General features: G+C 73.1%; 16 protein-coding genes and 1 pseudogene. 6 read left to right on the top strand and 11 right to left on the bottom strand.

Annotated elements, in window-relative coordinates; translation table 11 throughout:
• Window positions 1-27 precede the first annotated feature (27 nt).
• On the bottom strand, window positions 28-1,263 hold the full coding sequence (gene ilvA, locus KRR39_RS00580) for a threonine ammonia-lyase (protein WP_216939901.1): 1,236 nt from the start codon (window positions 1,261-1,263) through the stop codon (window positions 28-30).
• Window positions 1,264-1,365: 102 nt separating this feature from the next.
• On the opposite strand from ilvA, the gene KRR39_RS00575 reads away from it, so the two are divergent.
• Together KRR39_RS00575 and KRR39_RS00570 are read left to right on the top strand one after the other, a co-directional pair.
• Window positions 1,366-1,872, top strand: coding sequence for a MarR family winged helix-turn-helix transcriptional regulator (locus KRR39_RS00575; protein ID WP_216939900.1), 507 nt, complete (start codon window positions 1,366-1,368; stop codon window positions 1,870-1,872).
• Window positions 1,869-3,437 carry an MDR family MFS transporter gene (locus KRR39_RS00570; RefSeq protein WP_216939899.1) on the top strand — a complete coding sequence of 523 codons (1,569 nt, stop codon included), beginning with the start codon at window positions 1,869-1,871 and terminating at the stop codon, window positions 3,435-3,437. Before KRR39_RS00575 ends, KRR39_RS00570 begins: the two co-directional genes overlap by 4 nt.
• A 63-nt stretch (window positions 3,438-3,500) precedes the next feature.
• On the opposite strand, the gene KRR39_RS00565 is transcribed toward KRR39_RS00570, so the two are convergent.
• The 3 genes from KRR39_RS00565 to KRR39_RS00555 are packed head-to-tail and all read right to left on the bottom strand — an operon-like array spanning window position 3,501 to window position 7,374.
• On the bottom strand, window positions 3,501-4,724 hold the full coding sequence (locus tag KRR39_RS00565) for an AI-2E family transporter (RefSeq protein WP_216939898.1): 1,224 nt from the start codon (window positions 4,722-4,724) through the stop codon (window positions 3,501-3,503).
• A gap of 39 nt (window positions 4,725-4,763) precedes the next feature.
• Window positions 4,764-6,188: a glutamate mutase L gene (locus KRR39_RS00560; protein WP_254185410.1), complete on the bottom strand. Its 1,425-nt coding sequence runs from the start codon at window positions 6,186-6,188 to the stop codon at window positions 4,764-4,766.
• A gap of 1 nt (window position 6,189) precedes the next feature.
• Entirely contained in the window at window positions 6,190-7,374 is a 1,185-nt protein-coding gene (locus KRR39_RS00555) for a cystathionine gamma-synthase (protein ID WP_216939897.1), read from the bottom strand.
• Between the two features lie 84 nt (window positions 7,375-7,458).
• Here KRR39_RS00555 and msrA point away from each other — a divergent pair, with 84 nt between their 5' ends.
• From msrA to KRR39_RS00540, 3 genes are all read left to right on the top strand, one after another.
• Entirely contained in the window at window positions 7,459-8,112 is a 654-nt protein-coding gene (gene msrA, locus KRR39_RS00550) for a peptide-methionine (S)-S-oxide reductase MsrA (protein ID WP_254185409.1), read from the top strand.
• A gap of 71 nt (window positions 8,113-8,183) precedes the next feature.
• Window positions 8,184-9,914, top strand: a complete 1,731-nt coding sequence (locus KRR39_RS00545; protein ID WP_216939896.1) for a glycoside hydrolase family 2 protein — start codon at window positions 8,184-8,186, stop codon at window positions 9,912-9,914.
• Between the two features lie 56 nt (window positions 9,915-9,970).
• Window positions 9,971-10,897, top strand: coding sequence for an SMP-30/gluconolactonase/LRE family protein (locus KRR39_RS00540; protein WP_216939895.1), 927 nt, complete (start codon window positions 9,971-9,973; stop codon window positions 10,895-10,897).
• 8 nt (window positions 10,898-10,905) lie between these two features.
• On the opposite strand, the gene KRR39_RS00535 is transcribed toward KRR39_RS00540, so the two are convergent.
• The 6 genes and pseudogenes from KRR39_RS00535 to KRR39_RS00515 all read right to left on the bottom strand — a co-directional run bounded on the left by KRR39_RS00535 (window position 10,906) and on the right by KRR39_RS00515 (window position 16,007).
• A complete protein-coding gene (locus KRR39_RS00535; RefSeq protein ID WP_216939894.1) occupies window positions 10,906-13,035 on the bottom strand; it encodes a DEAD/DEAH box helicase in 2,130 nt (709 codons plus the stop codon).
• Between the two features lie 338 nt (window positions 13,036-13,373).
• Complete coding sequence (locus KRR39_RS00530) at window positions 13,374-13,862, bottom strand: GNAT family N-acetyltransferase (RefSeq protein ID WP_216939893.1); 489 nt, start codon at window positions 13,860-13,862, stop codon at window positions 13,374-13,376.
• Complete coding sequence (locus tag KRR39_RS00525; protein ID WP_216939892.1) at window positions 13,862-14,422, bottom strand: VOC family protein; 561 nt, start codon at window positions 14,420-14,422, stop codon at window positions 13,862-13,864. Before KRR39_RS00525 ends, KRR39_RS00530 begins: the two co-directional genes overlap by 1 nt.
• Window positions 14,423-14,606: 184 nt before the next feature.
• Window positions 14,607-14,984, bottom strand: coding sequence for a YigZ family protein (locus KRR39_RS25770; protein ID WP_367303700.1), 378 nt, complete (start codon window positions 14,982-14,984; stop codon window positions 14,607-14,609).
• Between the two features lie 70 nt (window positions 14,985-15,054).
• Window positions 15,055-15,177 (bottom strand): annotated as a pseudogene (locus KRR39_RS25765) (YigZ family protein); the annotation flags it as partial.
• A 47-nt stretch (window positions 15,178-15,224) separates the two neighbouring features.
• A complete protein-coding gene (locus KRR39_RS00515; protein WP_254185408.1) occupies window positions 15,225-16,007 on the bottom strand; it encodes a sulfite exporter TauE/SafE family protein in 783 nt (260 codons plus the stop codon).
• A gap of 72 nt (window positions 16,008-16,079) precedes the next feature.
• Here KRR39_RS00515 and KRR39_RS00510 point away from each other — a divergent pair, with 72 nt between their 5' ends.
• Complete coding sequence (locus tag KRR39_RS00510) at window positions 16,080-16,964, top strand: cobalamin-binding protein (RefSeq protein WP_216939891.1); 885 nt, start codon at window positions 16,080-16,082, stop codon at window positions 16,962-16,964.
• 22 nt (window positions 16,965-16,986) lie between these two features.
• Here KRR39_RS00510 and KRR39_RS00505 read toward each other — a convergent pair whose 3' ends face one another.
• Window positions 16,987-18,354, bottom strand: coding sequence for a cystathionine beta-synthase (locus tag KRR39_RS00505; protein ID WP_216939890.1), 1,368 nt, complete (start codon window positions 18,352-18,354; stop codon window positions 16,987-16,989).
• Window positions 18,355-18,359 lie beyond the last annotated feature (5 nt).

Below are 18,359 nucleotides of genomic sequence, written 5' to 3'. Positions count from 1 at the left end.
GCGTCCACCCGGCGCCTCCGGCGGGCCCTACTGGGCGATCGCGTAGCCGCAGGCGCGCAGGTGCGCGAGCACCCGGTCGGCGTGCTCGACCCCGCGGGTCTCGACCTGGAGCTGCACCTCCACCTCGTCGAGGTGCAGGCTCGCCGACGTCCGCTCGTGCACCACGTCGAGCACGTTGGCGGAGACGCCGGCGATCTCGTTGAGCAGCTGCGCCAGCCCGCCGGGCACGTCGGGGATCCGGGCCCGGAAGACGAGGTACCGCCCGGCGGCCGCCATGCCGTGCCGGATCACCCGCATCAGCAGCAGCGGGTCGACGTTGCCGCCGGAGAGCACGACCACGGCGGGCGTCTCGAAGGCCGTCGGGTCGTCGAGCATCGCCGCGACCGCCGCCGCGCCCGCGGGCTCCACGACGAGCTTGGCCCGCTCGAGCAGCATCAGCAGCGCCCGGGACAGGGACTCCTCGCTGACCGTGACGATCTGGTCGACGTACTGCTGGATCGCGGCGAACGGCACCTCGCCGGGGCAGCCGACCGCGATGCCGTCGGCCATCGTGGACATCTTCCCGAGCGGCACCGGGACGCCCTGCTCCAGCGAGGCGGGGTACGCCGCGGCGCCCTCGGCCTGCACGCCGACGACCCGGACGTCGGGACGCAGGCCCTTGACCGCGGTCGCGATGCCGGCCAGGAAGCCGCCGCCGCCCGCGGAGGCGATCACGGTCTTCACCTCGGGGCACTGCTCGAGGATCTCCAGGCCGCAGGTGCCCTGGCCGGCGACGATGTCGAAGTGGTCGAACGGGTGGATCAGCACGGCACCGGTCTCGTGCGCGAACTGCTTGGCCGCGACCAGCGCCTCGTCGACGCTGTGCCCGTGGAACCGGACCTCGGCGCCGTACCCCCGGGTGGCCTTCTCCTTGGGGATCGGCGCTCCCTCGGGCATGTAGACGGTGGCGTGGATGCCGAGCATCTGCGCGGCCAGCGCGACGCCCTGTGCGTGGTTGCCGGCGCTGGCGGCCACCACGCCGGCCCGCTTCTCCGCCGGCGACAGCCGGCTCATCCGCAGGTAGGCGCCGCGGATCTTGAACGAGCCGGTGCGCTGGAGGTTCTCGGCCTTGATCAGCACCGGCCCCCCGGCGGTCCCGGACAGCCAGCGGGACTCCTCCATGGGGGTGTAGATGGAGACGCCGCGGAGCGCGTCGCGGGCCACTTCGATGTCGGCGAGGGTGGGGATCCGTACGGCGCCCGGGCCGGCTGCGACATCGGTCATGGCGCCCACCCTAGGACCTGCCGGTCGCGGTCCCGCGACGGGTGACCGGACCCACATCGCAAAAACATGCATGGCTCACGCAACGACCCGTATGCTTGTGGCATGCAATCTTCTCCGTTCGTGCTCACCGAGCCGATCCCCGCGCCGGAGACGGCCGAGGACGCGCTGCTGAGCCTGATGATGGCGCTCGGCCGGCGGATGCGGCAGCGCCAGCCGGGCGACGCCATCGACTACTCGGCGTTCCCGATCCTCAAGCTGCTCACCCACCAGGGCCCGATGCGGCTGTCCGCGCTGGCCCAGGTGCTCGGCCTGGACGCCTCCACGGTGAGCCGGCACGCCCGCCAGCTCGAGGACAAGGGCCTGCTGGAGCGCACCGAGGACCCCGACGACGGCCGCGCCAGCCGGGTCGCTGTCTCCGAGCACGGCAGCAGCTGCCTGGCCCAGGGCTTCGAGACCCGCCGGCACGTCGTAGCCACCGCCCTCGAGGGCTTCACCGCCGACGAGCGCGAGACGCTGCGCGCCCTGCTCCAGCGGCTCGTGGAGAGCCTGCTGACCCACCCCGACTCCCCCACCGACCTCCCCACGCACCCGCAGGAGACCTCCGCATGACCCCCGACTCCAACGGCTACCTGAGCCACAAGCAGATCCTCGTGGTCATGGGCGGCCTGATGACCGGCATGTTCCTGGCCGCCCTGGACCAGAGCATCGTCGGCACCGCGCTGCCCCGGATCACCTCCGAGCTCGGCGGCCTGGACAAGCTGTCCTGGGTCGTCACCGCCTACATGCTGACCGCGACCGCCTCCACCCCGCTGTGGGGCAAGATCTCCGACCTCTACGGCCGCCGGCTGCTCTTCCAGATCGCGATCGTCACGTTCATCGCGGGCTCGCTGCTCGCCGGGTTCTCCCAGAACATCGAGCAGCTGATCGCGTTCCGCGCGGTCCAGGGCCTCGGTGGCGGTGGCCTGATGTCCCTGGCGCTCGCCGTGATCGGCGACATCATCCCGCCGCGCGAGCGCGGTCGCTACCAGGGCTACTTCGCCGCGGTCTTCGGCACCTCCTCGGTGCTCGGCCCGGTCCTCGGCGGGTTCTTCGCCGACGGCCCCGGCTGGCAGTGGATCTTCTACATGAACGTGCCGATCGGCCTGGTCGCGCTGGTGATCACCTCCGCCGCGCTGAAGATGCCGCACGTACGTCGCAACCACTCCATCGACTACCTCGGCGCGGCGCTCGTCGTCGGCTCGGTGTCCTCGTTCCTGCTCTACACCGCCTGGGCCGGTCCGGACCACGGCTGGGGCTCCGGCCTCGGCATCGGCCTGCTGGTCGCCGGTGCGGTCCTCGCCGTCGCGTTCGTGCTCGTCGAGCTGCGCGCCACGGAGCCGATCCTGCCGATGCGGCTGTTCGGCAACTCGATCTTCGCGATCTCCAACCTGTTCGGCTTCCTGATCGGCATCGCGATGTTCGGCTCGATGATCTTCCTGCCGGTCTACCTCCAGGTCGTCGACGGGATGAGCCCGACCAAGTCCGGCCTGGCGATGCTGCCGATGGTCGTGGGGCTCTTCAGCACCTCGATCGCGGCGGGCCAGATGATGAGCCGCAACGGGCGCTACAAGATCTTCCCGATCCTGGGCTCCAGCATCGTGATCGTCGCGCTGGTGATGCTCTCGCAGCTCACCGACAGCTCGCCCTACTGGTTCGCGGGCCTGTCGATGTACGTCCTCGGCGCCGGCCTCGGGTTCACCATGCAGGTGCTGATCACGGTCGTGCAGAACTCCGTCGAGCGCTCCGACATCGGGGTGGCCACCAGCTCGGTCACGTTCTTCCGGCAGATGGGCGGCTCGTTCGGCACCGCGCTGTTCGGCGCGGTCCTGTCCTCGCGGCTCGCGGTGCACATCGCCGACGCCCTCAAGGACGTCCCGGCCGGGTCGGCGACCGGCAAGGTCGGCGACGTCGCCAACAACGTGCAGGCGATCAAGGCGCTGCCCGAGCCGGTGCACAGCCTGGTCACCGGGGCCTTCGCGGCCTCGCTGCACGACGTGTTCCTGTCCGCCGTACCCCTGGTGGCGGTGGCGCTCGCGGTGGCGTTCTTCCTCAAGGAGAAGCCGCTCGCGACTCGCGACGCCACGCCGCCGGCCGGGGCCGAGGACGCCGAGGCCGAGGTCGTCGCCGCGCACTGATCCCGCCTCGCACGAGAGCCCGGACCCCTGGTGGGGTCCGGGCTCTCGTCGTCACGGGACGGGTCAGGTGGCGTCGCCGAGCGGTTCCTGCTCGACCTCGCGCTCGGTGCGGGCGGTGTCCGCGAGGTGCAGCACCACCGCGTTCAGGGCGGCGACCAGGGGGACGGCGACCAGCGCGCCGGCGATGCCCGCGACCAGCACCCCCATCGCGATCGCCACGATCACGCCGAGCGGGTGCACCGAGACCAGCCGGCCCATCAGGAACGGCTGCAGGACGTGCGCCTCGAGCTGCTGCACGGCGACCACGCCGCCGAGCATGATCAGCGCGACGACCGGGCCCTGGGCGACCAGCGCGACCAGCACCGCCACCGAGCCGGACAGCAGCGCGCCGATCATCGGGATGAAGGCGCCGATGAACACCAGCACGCCGATCGCGAAGACGAACGGCACCCCCAGGATCGCCGCCACGATCATCACGCCGACCGCGTCGGTGAACGCGACCAGCACGGTCGCCCGGACGAACGCGGTCAGCGAGGTCCAGGCGATCCGGCCCGAGGAGTCCGCGCGGGAGCGGGACGCGCGCGGGAAGATCCGGACCACCCACGACCAGATCCGGTTGCCGTCGGCGAGGAAGAAGTAGGTCGCGAACAAGATGATGAAGAAGCCCGCCACGATGTGGCTGACCGCCGTGCCCACCTCGGTGAGCCGGCTGACGATCTTGGTGTTCGAGGACGTGACGGCGTCCTGGGCGGACTTCAGGTAGGCGTTGATCTGGCTGTCGCTGGCCTGCAGCGGGCCGGTCTTGAGCCAGACCCGGATCTGCTCGAGGCCGGTGACCACCTGCTTGGACAGGTCGCTGGCCCCCTGCGCGATCTGCTGGCCCGCGAACGTCAGCAGCAGCGCGATCAGCGCGATGCTGCCGATCACCGCGAGCAGCGCCGCCACCCCGCGCGGGATGTGCAGCCGGACCAGCGCCTCCACCACCGGTACGACGAGCGCGGTCAGCAGCAGCGCGATCACCAGCGGGAACACCACCACCGAGAACATCGAGATGCCGCGGGCCACGATGTACCCCGCGGCGACCAGCACCAGGAAGCGCCAGGACCAGGCCGCGGCCAGGTCCATGCCGTAGGGCACCTGGGCACGGCTGTAGTTCGTCACTCCCGCCCGGATGCCGACCGGTTCCTCGGGCTTCCGCTCGGCACGCATGGAGGCCCACTGCTGGGCGAACCGCTCGGCGAACCGCTCGTCGGACTTGCGCTGCTGGGTGAGCTTGAGACGGGACATGCCCGACGTCACCCTGCTCCCTACTCCCATGGGGTCAGGCTATGCGGTGGCCCCTCGCAGCCGCGCCAGAAGGGCGTGCGCGGCCTCCGGGTGGGTCGGGGCGAGCAGGCCGGCCGCGGCCAGCACGTAGTCGTGGTCGACCAGCGTGCGCGGCGCGCGCGGCAGCTGCCAGCCGCCCGGCACGTCCTCCCCGGTGACCGACCCGAGGACGCGCTCGGCGACCTCGTCGGGGTTGTTGCGCAGCACCCCGCCGGACCCGACGAGCAGGTCGACCTCGCGCAGGTCCTTGCCGCTGCGCTCCACGACGCGCCCGGCCGACGAGTACGCCACCTGGGACCGTCCCGCGTGCCGGCGCAGCGCCACCCCTACCGCGGCGGTGGCGATCGCCTCGTCGTCGTGACGCTCCGCCTCGGAGCCGGGCAGGAACGCGGGGTCGGCCCGTCGTACGCCGGCGGCGGCACGCATCCGGTCGGCGTCCTCGACCAGCCCGGCCGCGAGACCCTCCTCGACGGTGTGCACGGCGCTCCAGCGCATCCCGAGGTCGCCCTCGACGGTCCGGCTGACCGGGACGGTGGCGACCACCTCGCGGGCCAGGCCGGCGTCCTCGGGATCGAGCTCGATCACCGAGTGCACGTCGGTGGTGGCCCCGCCCACGTCGACCACGACCACGTCCCCGGCTCCCGGCCGCTCGCCGTCGAGGCCGCCGGCCAGCAGCTCGACCGCGGTCAGCACGACGTCGGGCGTGGCGCCGCGGACCATCCGGAGGAACGCGCCGGTGCCCGTCGAGGGGTCGGCGCGCCTGGACAGGTGCTTGCCGCCGATCACGTGCCGCAGGAACATCTCCCGGATCGCCGCGCGCGCCGGCTCCGGGGCGAGCACGCCGATCTGCGGGACCACGTTGTCGGCGAGCACGTGCGGGGTCCCGGAGGCCTCGAGCAGCGCGGCGACCTCGGGCTGGGCGTCCACGTTGCCGGCGACGACGACCGGCTTCCGCCAGCGGGCCCTCGCCAGCGTCGTGGCGCAGGCCAGCAGCACCTCGGCGTTGCCGCCGTCCGTGCCGCCGACGAGCAGCACCACGTCCGGGCGGGCCGCCCGCAGCTCGTGCAGGCCCGCGCGGGTCAGCCGCCCGCTGGCCACGTGCACCACCCGGCCGCCGCTGGACAGCGCGACCCGGCGGCCGGCCTCGGCGGTGACCAGGGCCTCGTTGCCGACGACCGCGATCCGCAGCCCGCCCCCGGCCGAGGAGCAGGCCAGCACCTCGGCCCCCGCGGCCCGCGGGTCGACCGCCACCAGCTGGGCCAGGCAGGCGTCCCAGCCGTCGAGGACGTCGGTGTCGATCGTGGTCCGGTGGTCGGCCGACGCCAGCAGCTCGCCGGTGCCGACGTCGACCAGGGCCGCCTTGGTGAACGTGGATCCGAAGTCCACGCAGGCGACGACCCGCCGGTCGGGGTGCGGCTCGGGCACCTCAGCCAACGGGTCCGGCGCCGAGGGCCTGGTCGAGGTCGGCCAGCAGGTCCTCGACGGTCTCGATGCCCACCGAGAGCCGGATCAGGTCGGAGGGCACCTCGAGCGCGGTGCCGGCCACCGAGGCGTGCGTCATCCGGCCCGGGTGCTCGATCAGCGACTCGATGCCGCCCAGCGACTCGGCGAGGGTGAACACCTTCGCCCGGCCGCACGTGTCCAGGGCCTGCTGCTCCCCGCCCGCGACCCGGAACGACACGATGCCGCCGTACCGCTTCATCTGGCGGCTCGCGACCGCGTGCCCGGGGTGCTCGGGCAGGCCGGGGTAGACGACCTGCGCCACGCGCGGGTCGCCGGCGAGGAACTCCACGACCTTCTCCGCGTTGTCGCAGTGCCGGTCCATCCGGACCGCGAGGGTCTTGAGGCCGCGCAGGGTCAGCCAGGCGTCGAACGGGCCGGCCACCGCGCCGATGGAGTTCTGGTGGAAGGCGACCTTCTCGGCGACGTCGAGGTCGCGGACCACGAGGGCGCCGCCGACGACGTCGGAGTGCCCGCCGCAGTACTTCGTGGTCGAGTGCACGACGACGTCGGCGCCGAGGGTGAGCGGCTGCTGGAGGTACGGCGACGCGAAGGTGTTGTCCACCACGAGCAGCGCGCCGGCGTCGTGCGCGACGGCGGCGAGCGCCTCGATGTCGCCGATGTTCAGCAGCGGGTTGGTGGGGGTCTCGACCCAGACCACCTTCGTCTCGCCGGGCCGGATCGCCGCCCGCATGGCGTCCACGTCGGACACCGGTGCGGCGGTGTGCGCCAGGCCCCAGGGCTGCTCGACCTTCGCGAACAGCCGGTAGGTGCCGCCGTACGCGTCGTCGGGGATCACCACGTGGTCGCCGGGACGGCACAGCGACTGGAGCAGGGTGTGCTCGGCGGCCAGCCCGCTGGCGAACGCGAACCCGCGCTCCCCCTCCTCGAGGGCCGCGATGTTGCCCTCCAGGGCGGTGCGGGTCGGGTTGCCGCTGCGGGAGTACTCGTAGCCGCCGCGCATCCCGCCGACGCCGTCCTGCTTGTAGGTGCTGGTCGCATAGATGGGCGGGATCACCGCACCGGTCATCTCGTCGGGCTCGTAGCCGGCGTGGATCGCCCGCGTCTCGAAACCGGACTTCTGGGCGTGCTCGGGGGTCTGCTCGGTCATGCCGGGGAGCCTATCGCCGGGAAGGATCGAGCAGTCCGGCGCGTTGTACACGGCGAACCACCTGACCGACCCCGAGGAGTGACAGTGCTGTTCAACCGCCGCAAGCTCGAGATGCCCACGCCGGACCAGGCCCTCAAGGGCCGCACCGAGCAGTGGTTCACGCTCGCCGAGCACCACGTCGTGCTGGGCACCCCCGTCGTGACGAACGAGGACAACATCCCCGAGGGCTTCGAGGTCGCGGTCTTCGGGCTGGGCTGCTTCTGGGGCGCCGAGGAGATCTTCTGGCGGACGCCGGGCGTCTGGTCGACGTCCGTCGGGTACGCCGGCGGCAGCACCCCGCACCCCTCCTACGAGGAGGTGTGCTCCGGCCAGACCGGTCACACCGAGGCCGTCCGGGTCGTGTTCGACCCGTCGAAGGTCGACTACGCGGACCTGGTCAAGGCGTTCTTCGAGTTCCACGACCCGACCCAGGGCATGCGCCAGGGCAACGACATCGGCACCCAGTACCGCTCGGCGGTCTACACGCTGAGCGACGAGCAGGCGGAGACCGCGAAGCGGCTGCGGGCGGCGTACGAGCCGTTGCTGCTCGAGCGCGGGTACGGCGCGATCACCACCGAGATCAAGCCGTCGCCGACGTACTACTACGCCGAGGACGTGCACCAGCAGTACCTCGCGAAGAACCCGCACGGCTACCGGTGCCACTCGGCCACGGGCGTCCCCTTCCCGAAGACCGCCTGACCCACCGAGTTGTCAGGCGCTGGATCGGCTCCGGCCGCCTCACCGCCTGACAACTCAGGGATACTCCCTGGGTGCGCCGCGACCTGATCACCCGGTGGGGCCGTCGCCTCGACCCCCTCGCCGTGCTGCCGGAGTACCCGCGCCCGCAGCTGGTCCGGGACAGCTACCTCAACCTCAACGGCTGGTGGGACTACGCCATCACGCCCGCCGGCGCCCCGCTCCCCACGCGGTACGACGGGCGCATCGTCGTCCCGTTCAGCCCCGAGGCGCCGCTGTCCCGGGTGGGCCGGCAGCTGCAGCCCGACGAGCGGCTGACCTACCGGCGCACGCTGCGGCTGCCGGACGGGTTCCGCGCCGTGGACGGCCGGGTGCTGCTGCACTTCGGGGCCGTCGACCAGACCTGCACGGTGCGGCTCAACGGCGTCGAGGTCGGCGCCAACGAGGGCGGCTACCTGCCGTTCGCGTGCGACGTGACCGCCGCGCTGCGGCCGGGTGACAACGAGCTGGTGGTCGACGTACGGGACCGGAGCGACGGCGCCCAGCACGCGTCGGGCAAGCAGCGGCTGCACCGCGGCGGCATCTGGTACACCGCGCAGTCCGGCATCTGGCAGACCGTCTGGCTCGAGGCCGTGCCGGCCCTGCACGTCGAGGCGCTGACCCTCGTGCCGCACCTCGCGGACGGGTCCGTCGAGGTCACCGTGCACGCGTCCGGCGGCGTGGCCCGGGTGCTCGTCGGCGGGCAGGAGCACCGGGTGCCCGCCGGCGGGACGGCGTGGGTCCAGCTCGACGACCCGCACCCCTGGACGCCCGAGGACCCGTTCCTGCACGACGTCACCGTCGAGCTCGGCCAGGACCGCGTTACGTCGTACGTCGCGATGCGGTCCTTCGCGGTCGGCCCGGACGCCAACGGGGTGCCCCGGCTGCTGCTCAACGGGGTGCCCTACCCGCACGTGGGCGTGCTCGACCAGGGGTACTGGCCCGACGGGCTGCTCACCGCCCCGTCCGACGAGGCGATGGTGCACGACATCGCGACGATGAAGCGGCTCGGGTTCACGATGCTCCGCAAGCACGTCAAGGTCGAGCCGCTGCGGTGGTACGCCCACTGCGACCGGCTCGGGATGCTGGTCTGGCAGGACGTGGTGAACGGCGGCGGCCGCTACCGCACCGCCGCGGTGACCTGGCCGGGGAGGTTCCCGATCCGGCTGCCCGACACCCGGTGGCGCGCGCTGACCGGCCGCGCCGACGAGACCGGCCGGGCGCTGTTCCACGAGGAGCTGCGCCGGACGGTCGAGCACCTGCGCAACGTCGCGTCCATCGCCTGCTGGGTCCCGTTCAACGAGGGCTGGGGGCAGTTCGACGCGGCCGCCGTCGCCGACCGGGTCCGGGACCTGGACCCCACCCGCCTGGTCGACCACGCCAGCGGCTGGCACGACCAGGGCGCCGGGGACCTGCGCAGTCTGCACGTCTACGCGAAGCCGTTCCGGCTGCCCCGGCGGCGCGACCACCGGGCCGTCGCGCTGAGCGAGTACGGCGGCCACAGCCTGCCCGTCACCGGTCACGTGCACGACGACGAGGTGGACTTCGGCTACGGCCACGAGGACAGCGGCCCGGGCCTGGCCGCGTCGTTCACCCGGCTGCACGAACGGCTCGCGGTCGACGTACCGGGGGGTCTGGCGGCCACCGTCTACACCCAGCTGTCCGACGTGGAGGACGAGCTCAACGGGCTGCTCACCTACGACCGCGAGGTGCTCAAGATCGACGGGGACGTGGTGCGGGCGGCCCTGGCGCTGCTGCGCGGCTGACCCTGGCGGGGGCCGCGCCGGCCCGCTTAGGTTGGGGGCGACGAAGGGATCCCGCCATGACGCCGACCGCGCTCCGCCGCTCCGCACTCGTGCTCCTCACCGCCCTGCTGGCCACCCTGCTCACCGCGCCGGTGGCGCAGGCCCGGCCGCCGCGCGACCGCCTCCCGCTCCCGGACGGCTTCCAGCCCGAGGGCATCGCGATCAGCGGCCACCGCGCCTACTTCGGGTCGCGGGCCACCGGCGCGATCTACACCGCCGACCTGCGCACCGGCACGGGCCGGGTGCTCAGCAAGGCGGTCGGCAGCCCGTCGCTCGGCATGAAGGTCGACGGCCACGGCCGGCTGTTCGTGGCCGGCGGCACCGGGGGCGACGGCCGGGTCGTCGACACCCGCACCGGCAAGGTGCTGCGCACCTACCAGTTCACCGACGCGCGCCCGACGTTCGTCAACGACGTGGTGCTGACCCCGCGGGCGGCGTACTTCACCGACTCCACCAACCCCGAGCTGTACCGCGTCCCGCTCGGCCGGAGGCTGGCCCGCCCGAAGCAGGTCACGGGCATCTCGCTGGGCGGCGCGTGGAAACAGACCGCCGACCTGAACGCGAACGGCATCGCCCGCACCCCGGACGGCCGGGCGCTGCTCGTCGTGCAGACCTCGACCGGCTTCCTGTTCCGGGTCGACCCGGCGACCGGGGTCGCGCGGCGGGTGCACCTCGGCGGCGCCCTGCTCACCGACGGCGACGGGCTGCTGCTGCACCGCCGGACCCTGTACGCCGTCCAGAACCAGCTCGACCGGGTCGCCGTCGTGCACCTCAACGGTGCGGGCACCCGCGGCCGGCTGGTGGACACGATCAGGTCGCGGCACTTCGACGTGCCCACCACGATCGCCCGCACGGGCCGGTCGCTGTACCTGCCGAACGCCCGGTTCACGACGCCGCCGACGTCGAGCACGACGTACTCCGCGTTCCGGGTCAGCACCCGCTGACCCGGAAGTCACTCCGGGGTGGAGAGCGCCTCGGTGAGCAGCGCCACGAGGGCCTCGAGCTGGACGTCCGCGGAGGAGGAGATCTCCTCGTCGGAGCCGTCGAGGGCCCGGGCCGCGAGCCCGGCCTTGCTGTCGATCAGCTCGGCGATCTTGGTGTCGATGGTCTGCGAGGCGATGATCCGCCAGGCGGTGACCGGCTCGGCCTGGCCGATCCGGTGCACCCGGTCGATCGCCTGCGTCTGCTCGGCGTCGGTCCAGGACAGCTCGGCCAGCACGACGTTGGAGGCGACCTGGAGGTTCAGGCCGACGCCCGCCGCGGTCAGCGAGCACACCGCGACATGGACGTCGGGGTCGTTCACGAACGCGTCGATGTTCTTCTGCCGGGTCCGGGTGGTCTGGTCGCCGCGGATCGAGGCGTACCCGATGCCGCGCTTGGCGAAGGTCTCCTCGGCCACGTCCATCACGTCGACGTGCTTGGCGAAGAAGACCACCTTGCCGACGCTGCGGGCGAGCTGCGCGGCGTAGTCGGCGGCGAGGCCGGACTTGGCCTGGCCGATGCGTCGCATCATGCCGAACACGTTCTCGCCGGTCGCGGTCGTGGTGGTGTCCTCCCGCTCCCAGGTGGCGACCCGGCGCACCAGCTCGTGGTCGATGCCCTCGACCACGGTGCCGGAGGTCCGGGTCTCCAGGGCGGTCCGGTAGCGCGACACCAGCCGGCGGGCCAGCTCACGCTCGGCCTCCCGGATCGAGCGGCCGACCTCGCCCTCGAGCTCGACGGGCAGGTCCGCGATCCGGCGGGCCGGGATGTCGGCGGCCACGTCCACCTTGCGGCGACGGACGATGCCGAGGTCGATCACGCTCTTGCGGGCGGCGGGGTAGAAGCTCGGGTCGAGCGGCGTCAGGCCGGTCTCCTCCAGCGCCTCCATCAGCTCGGCGCGCGGCTTCTTGTCGTCGATCCAGCCGAGGAACTGCCAGATGGCGCGGAAGTCCTCGATGTCGTTGATCAGCGGGGTGCCGGTCAGCGCCATCAGCAGCGGGCGCGCGACCCGGGTCCGGATCCGCTCGGAGAGCTGCAGCACGTGCTGCGAGCGCTGCGAGGTCTTGTTCTTGATGAAGTGCGCCTCGTCGACGACCATGCCCCGGAAGCCGAGGTCGCCGAGCCAGCCGACGTGCCGGTCGAGGACCTCGTAGTTGACCACGACGATGTCGGCGAACCCGTCGATCGAGTCACCGTCGCCGTGGATCACGGTCGCCGGGCGGCGCGGGGTCCACAGGCCGGCCTCGCGGGCCCAGTTGGTCTTGACCACGTTCGGGACGACGACCAGCAGCGGGTAGGCGTTCGCGGCCTCCGCGGCCAGCAGCGCCTGCGCGGTCTTGCCGAGGCCGGGCTCGTCGGCGAGCAGGAACGTGCGGTGCCCGGCCTTCGCGGCGGCGACCAGCCGGGACTGGTGCGGCATCAGCTCGAGGCTGCCCGGCACCTTGACCGGGATGGGATCGGGCAGCGGCATGCAGGAGGAGACGCCGCCGGCGGCGTTCTCGAACGCCCGGAACAGCGGGCCGAGCAGCTCCCAGGTGGCCAGGCGGCGGGGCGCGGCCGGGCGGGCCGGCGTGTTGGAGAAGTCGGGTGCCAGGAACGGGTTGGCCAGCTGTCGCGCGACCACGGACTGGGGCACGACGCGACGCTCGGCGGCGGTCGGGGCGGCCAGCTCGCGGGGCGCGATCTCGACCGGCGCCTCGACGCCGGCGGCCTGCAGCATCTCGCGCTTGAGGGTGCGGCCGGCCTCGGAGATCTCCGCGTCCTCGGCGAGCAGCTGCAGCAGCGAGGTGTCGCGGGCGGCGGTCTTCGCGAGGATCGTGGCGACCCCGTCGAGACGCTTGAGCTGCTCGCCGCGGTGCGCCTCGCTGCTCTCGGTGTCGGCCTTGACCCGGTTGCGCTCCTCGCGGACGAGCAGCGCGACGATCTGGAACTTGGTGCGCACCGAGGGCATCACGCGACCCCGCTCGACGGCGGTCTCGACCTCGCGCACGGCGCGCGCGAGCACCGGGATGATGCCGTCGTTGTCCAGGTCACGCACCCGGCGCTGGGTGCGCGGGGCGGTGCGGCGGGCGCCGGACTGGCGCTGGCCTCGTCGAGCCACTGACTCCTCCTCCGGAGTGTCCGGCCACGCTCACCGTGGCGGGACGTCGACGCCGGCTGCCGGCCCGTCACCGGGAGCGGTGCGACGTCGGACGAAGTGGCCCAGGTCGGCCACCCCGCGACGCGACGCGGTCCCACGGATCTGCGAGCGATCGACGGGACGGACCCGACGGGCCCGACCAGCTGTGGAACCTCGACCATCAGTCGCCGGTCGATTCACCCACCACCGGACAGAGGACGTCGTTGTCGAGCGGCGTCGCCCAGGGTGGGTTGCTTCCATGGTAGCGCCCGCGGGCCGGTTCGGTCACGGCGGTGGGCGCGCCGCTCCGATCCGGTCGCTCAGACGAGTGGCAGGTGCATGACGTGCAGGCCGACGTACCCGTGCTCCGGGTGCTCGAAAGCCTCGGGCACGGTGCCGACGACGGTGAAGCCGAGCGACCTCCACAGCGCGACCGCGGCGGTGTTGGTCTCGACGACCGCGTTGAACTGGATCGCGCGGTAGCCCTCGCGCCGGTGCCAGTCCACGACGTACGTCGCCAGCGCCCGTCCCACGCCGCGGCCCCGGGCGGCCGGCGCCACCATGAAGCTGGCCGTGCCGACGTGCGCCCCGCGACCGCCGCGGTTCGGGCCCATCTTCGCGGTGCCGAGCAGCTCGCCGTCCGCGACCGCCACCACGGTGCGGCCCGGGGGCCGCTCCATCCAGATCGCGCGGGCGACGTCCTCGGGCATGTCGGGGTCGAAGGCGTAGGTCTCGCCGGCCCGCACGGTGGCCCGGAACACCGGCCAGAGCTGCGGCCAGTCGTCGTCGGTCGCCTCCCGGATCTCCATCACACCTCCCCCGGGGCCCGGCGGGTGGCGCAGTAGGTGCGCCCGGCCGGGTCGCGCAGCACCGTCCACCCGTCGCAGCGCCGGACCAGCACGGCGCCGAGGGCCTGGTGGCGGGCCGCCTCGGCGTCGCGGTCGTCGCAGGCGAGGTCGAGGTGCGCGGTGACCCCGGGCTGCTCGTCGTCGAGCCGCTGGATGAGCACCGCCAGCGGGATCCCCGCGGGACGCCCGAGCCGCCGGAACTCGCGGCCCCCGGTCGCGGTGAGCGGCCAGCCGGTCAGATCGGACCAGAACGCGCACTCGGCGTCGTACCGGGTGGGCGGGACGTCCAGGCAGACCTGGTCGACGAGGCTGCGCCCGCCCGGCCAGGCCTGAGGCGGCGGACGACGCCCGCCGGGGTGGCCGACCAGGCAGAAGGTCAGGCCGCCCGGCGAGCCGCAGACGACGTAGCCGAGCGCGTGCGGGCTGGTGCTGCCGCCGAGGGCGTCGACCCGCGCGGCGAGGCCGGGGACGTCCTCGGTGTGCAGGTCGAGGTGCAGGCCACCGGGGACCGGGTCGACCACGCGCTGGACCTTGAGGACCGGGTCGCCGTCGGGGGGGCAGCAGGGTGGCGAACTCGTCCCGGTCCCCGCGCCGCGGCGAGAGCCGGGTGCCGGTGACCTCGCTCCAGAACCGTTCGGCGGCCGGTGCGGTGTCCTGCGGGCCGTCGAGGAAGGCGGTCAGCCACCCGATCGTCATGGCGCCAGGCTACTGGTCGACCCACTCCTGCCCGGTCGGCTCGGCGTGCACCGCACCGCCGGTCAGCTCGGCCAGCAGCGCGTCGAGGTCCTGGCCGGCCGGCACCGCGAGGTGCAGGGTCGCGTGCTCGGCGTAGTCGACGCCCAGGACGCCGACGCCCCGTCCCCGAAGGTCGCTCTCGAGCCGCCCGGCCTCCGCGTGGCCGACCGGGACGTCGTACCTCTCCGACAGCACCCGCCGGCGCACCCCGGCCGCGTCGAGGCCGGCCCGGACCGCGTCGCCGTACGCCCGCACCAGGCCACCCGCGCCGAGCAGCGTGCCGCCGAACCAGCGGGTGACGACCGCGACCACGTCGCTCACGTCCCGGCCGCGGAGCACCTCGAGCATCGGCGCCCCCCGCGGTGCCCGAGGGCTCGCCGTCGTCGCTGGAGCGCTGCACCTCCCCGTCCGGGCCGAGCACGAACGCCGAGCAGTGGTGCCGGGCGTCCCAGTGCTCCTTGCGCAGGCGGTCCACGACGGCCCGCGCGGCGTCCTCGTCGGCGACCCGCTCGACGTGGCACAGGAACCGCGAGCGCTTCACCTCGGTCTCCGCGCTGGCGGTGCGGGCGACGGTGGCGTACGACGTCCTCACAGCCACTCCCGGGCGACGTCCGAGCCGATCTTCACGATGAACGCGGAGACCACGACGACGAAGAACACCCGGACGAAGCGGCTGCCCCGCGACACCGCCGTGCGGGCCCCGACGTAGCTGCCCAGCAGGTTGCACAGGCCGACCACCAGGCCCACCCGCCACATCACCGCCCCCTGCACCGCGAACACCAGCAGCGCGGCGACGTTGGTGGCCCAGTTGGCGATCCGCGCCTTCGCGGAGGCCTCCAGGAAGCTGTACCCGAGCAGCCCGACGAGCGTGAACACGAAGAACGACCCGGTCCCGGGGCCGAGCGCGCCGTCGTAGAACCCGATCGTGAAGCCGGCGGCCACCGCGGCCAGCGTGTGCCGGTGCCCGCTGAACCGCAGGTCGGTCACACCCCCGAGGTCGGGCTTGAACAGGACGTAGGCGCCGACCACCACGAGCGCGACCAGGATGATCGGGTCGAACGCCGACTTCGGGATGTGCGAGGCGGCCACCGCCCCCAGCGCCGAGCCGACGAAGGCCACCGCCATCAGCGGCACGAACGTGCGCGGGTCGGGGCGCACCCGCCGGTAGTAGGTGAGCGAGCTGATCGACGTACCGCAGGTGCCGGCCAGCTTGTTGGTCGCCAGGATCTGCACCGGCGCGGCGCCGGGGAACGCGATCACCAACGCGGGCAGCTGCACCAGTCCCCCGCCGCCCACGACCGCGTCCACGAACCCGGCGAACAGCCCGGCCAGCGCCAGCAGCACGTAGGTCCAGGTCGACGGGTCGCTCACCGCACGAACCCTAGGCGATCCGGGACACCCGCCCCCACGTCCACCCGGGCGTCCGCGCCTAGGATCGGGGGCATGCGCATCGTGTCGTTGCTGCCGTCCACGACGGAGATCCTGTTCGACCTCGGGGCGGGCGCCGACGTGGTCGGGGTGACCTTCGAGTGCGACCACCCGGCCGAGGCGCGCAGCCGCACGATCGTGTCCACCAGCGCGATGCCCGAGGGGCTGACCCCGGTCGAGATCGACGGGTTCGTCGCCGACGCGATGCGCAACGGCGTGGACCTCTACCACCTCGACGAGGGCGCGCTGGCCGGCCTGGACGCCGACCTCGTGGTCACCCAGGACCTGTGCGCGGTGTGCGCGGTCGACGTCTCGGTGGTCGACGACGCGCTCGCGCACCTCGGCTGCACCGCCGAGGTGCTCACCATCGACCCGCACACGCTCGAGGAGGTGCTCGGGTCGGTCGGCACGCTCGGCAAGGCCACCGGCACCGAGGCCCGCGCCGCCGACCTGGTCGCCTCCCTGCGGTCCCGCCTGGACGCCGTCGTACGGCGGACCGCGGACCGCCCCCGGCCGCGGGTGCTCGTCCTGGAGTGGACCGATCCGCCGTTCGCACCCGGCCACTGGGTCCCCGAGATGGTCACCCGGGCCGGCGGCGAGTCGGTGCTCGGCACGGCCGGGGAGAAGTCGTTCCGGGTCACCTGGGACGAGGTGGACGCCGCGGCGCCGGAGGTCGTGGTGTGCGCGCCGTGCGGCTACGGGCTCGAGCAGTCCCGTGCGCTCGCCGAGCAGGTGGTCGCCGCGGGGGTGCTGCCGGAGCACGTCACGGTGTGGGCGGTGGACGCCAACGCGTCCTTCGCCCGGCCGGGACCCCGGCTGGTCGACGGTGTCGAGGCGCTGGCCGGGATCCTGCACCCGGACGCCGTCGACGCCTCGCCGATCGCCGCCCGGGTGCGCTGACCCGGGCGGGACCGGACCGGGCCTACCGGGTGGCCAGGTAGGAGAGCAGGTCCTGGCGGGTCACCACGCCGACCGGCTTGCCGTCCTCCTGCACCAGCAGCGCGTCGGCGCTCTCGAGGTGCGCGACCGCCTCGGCCACCGGGGCGTTCGCGCCGATGGTGGGCAGCGGCTCGTCCATGTGCGCGTCCACCTGGTCGATCAGCTTGGCGTGGCCGGAGAACAGCGCGTCGAGCAGCTTGCGCTCGGAGACGCTGCCGGCCACCTCGGCCGCGACGATCGGCGGCTCGGCGCGGACCACGGGCATCTGCGAGACGCCGTACTCCTGGAGGATGTGCACGGCCTCCGCGATGGTCTCGCTGGGGTGCGTGTGCACGAGGTCGGGCAGCACGCCGCTCTTGCCGCGCAGCACCTGGCCGACGGTCTGCTCGTCGGTGGCGGGGAGGAAGCCGTACTGCGCCAGCCACTCGTCGTTGAAGACCTTGGCGAGGTAGCCGCGCCCGGAGTCCGGGAGCAGCACCACGATCACCGCGTCCGGGTCGTCGAGCTCCCGGGCGAGCTGCACGGCCGCGAACGCCGCCATCCCGGACGAACCGCCGACGAGCATCGCCTCCTCGCGGGCCAGCCGGCGGGTGAAGTCGAAGGAGTCCGCGTCGGAGACCTCGATGATCCGGTCGGCGATGTCCGGGTCGTAGGTGGTCGGCCAGAAGTCCTCGCCCACGCCCTCGACGAGGTAGGGGCGGCCGGTGCCGCCGGAGTAGACCGAGCCGGCCGGGTCGGCGCCGATCACCTTGACCGCGGGGTTCTGCTCCTTGAGGTAGCGGCCGATGCCGCTGATCGTGCCGCCGGTGCCGACGCCCGCGACGAAGTGCGTGATCCGGCCGTCCGTCTGCTCCCAGATCTCCGGGCCGGTCGTCTCGTAGTGCGAGCGCGGGTTGTTCACGTTGGCGTACTGGTTGGGCTTCCAGGCGCCCTCGATCTCGCGGACGAGCCGGTCCGAGACGCTGTAGTAGGAGTCGGGGTGCTCCGGCTCCACGGCCGTCGGGCAGACGACCACGCGGGCGCCGTACGCCTTGAGGACGTTCTGCTTGTCCTCGCTGACCTTGTCCGGGCACACGAACACGCACTGGTAGCCGCGCGCCTGGGCGACCATCGCGAGCCCGACCCCGGTGTTGCCGGAGGTGGGCTCGACGATCGTGCCGCCGGGCTTGAGCTCGCCGGACTCCTCGGCGGCGTCGATCATCCGGGTGGCGATGCGGTCCTTCACCGACCCGCCCGGGTTGAGGTACTCCACCTTCGCGAGGACGAGGCCCTTCGCGTCGTCCACCGTCTTGTTCAGCTTGACGAGGGGAGTGTTGCCGATCAGGTCCAGGAGTGAGTTCGCGTAGTGCACGTCGG

This window comes from Nocardioides panacis (genome assembly GCF_019039255.1).
Classification (GTDB): Bacteria; Actinomycetota; Actinomycetes; order Propionibacteriales; family Nocardioidaceae; genus Nocardioides_B; species Nocardioides_B panacis.
The sequence above is the reverse complement of the archived record's forward strand: the minus strand, read 5'-3'. Positions and strand labels throughout refer to the sequence as shown.

Coding starts and splice junctions, on each gene's coding strand:
- ilvA (WP_216939901.1), bottom strand. CDS start 1,263: ATGACCGATGTCGCAGCCGGCCCGGGCGCCGTACGGATCCCCACCCTC.
- KRR39_RS00575 (WP_216939900.1), top strand. CDS start 1,366: ATGCAATCTTCTCCGTTCGTGCTCACCGAGCCGATCCCCGCGCCGGAG.
- KRR39_RS00570 (WP_216939899.1), top strand. CDS start 1,869: ATGACCCCCGACTCCAACGGCTACCTGAGCCACAAGCAGATCCTCGTG.
- KRR39_RS00565 (WP_216939898.1), bottom strand. CDS start 4,724: ATGTCCCGTCTCAAGCTCACCCAGCAGCGCAAGTCCGACGAGCGGTTC.
- KRR39_RS00555 (WP_216939897.1), bottom strand. CDS start 7,374: ATGACCGAGCAGACCCCCGAGCACGCCCAGAAGTCCGGTTTCGAGACG.
- KRR39_RS00540 (WP_216939895.1), top strand. CDS start 9,971: ATGACGCCGACCGCGCTCCGCCGCTCCGCACTCGTGCTCCTCACCGCC.
- KRR39_RS00530 (WP_216939893.1), bottom strand. CDS start 13,862: ATGGAGATCCGGGAGGCGACCGACGACGACTGGCCGCAGCTCTGGCCG.
- KRR39_RS25770 (WP_367303700.1), bottom strand. CDS start 14,984: ATGCTCGAGGTGCTCCGCGGCCGGGACGTGAGCGACGTGGTCGCGGTC.
- KRR39_RS00510 (WP_216939891.1), top strand. CDS start 16,080: ATGCGCATCGTGTCGTTGCTGCCGTCCACGACGGAGATCCTGTTCGAC.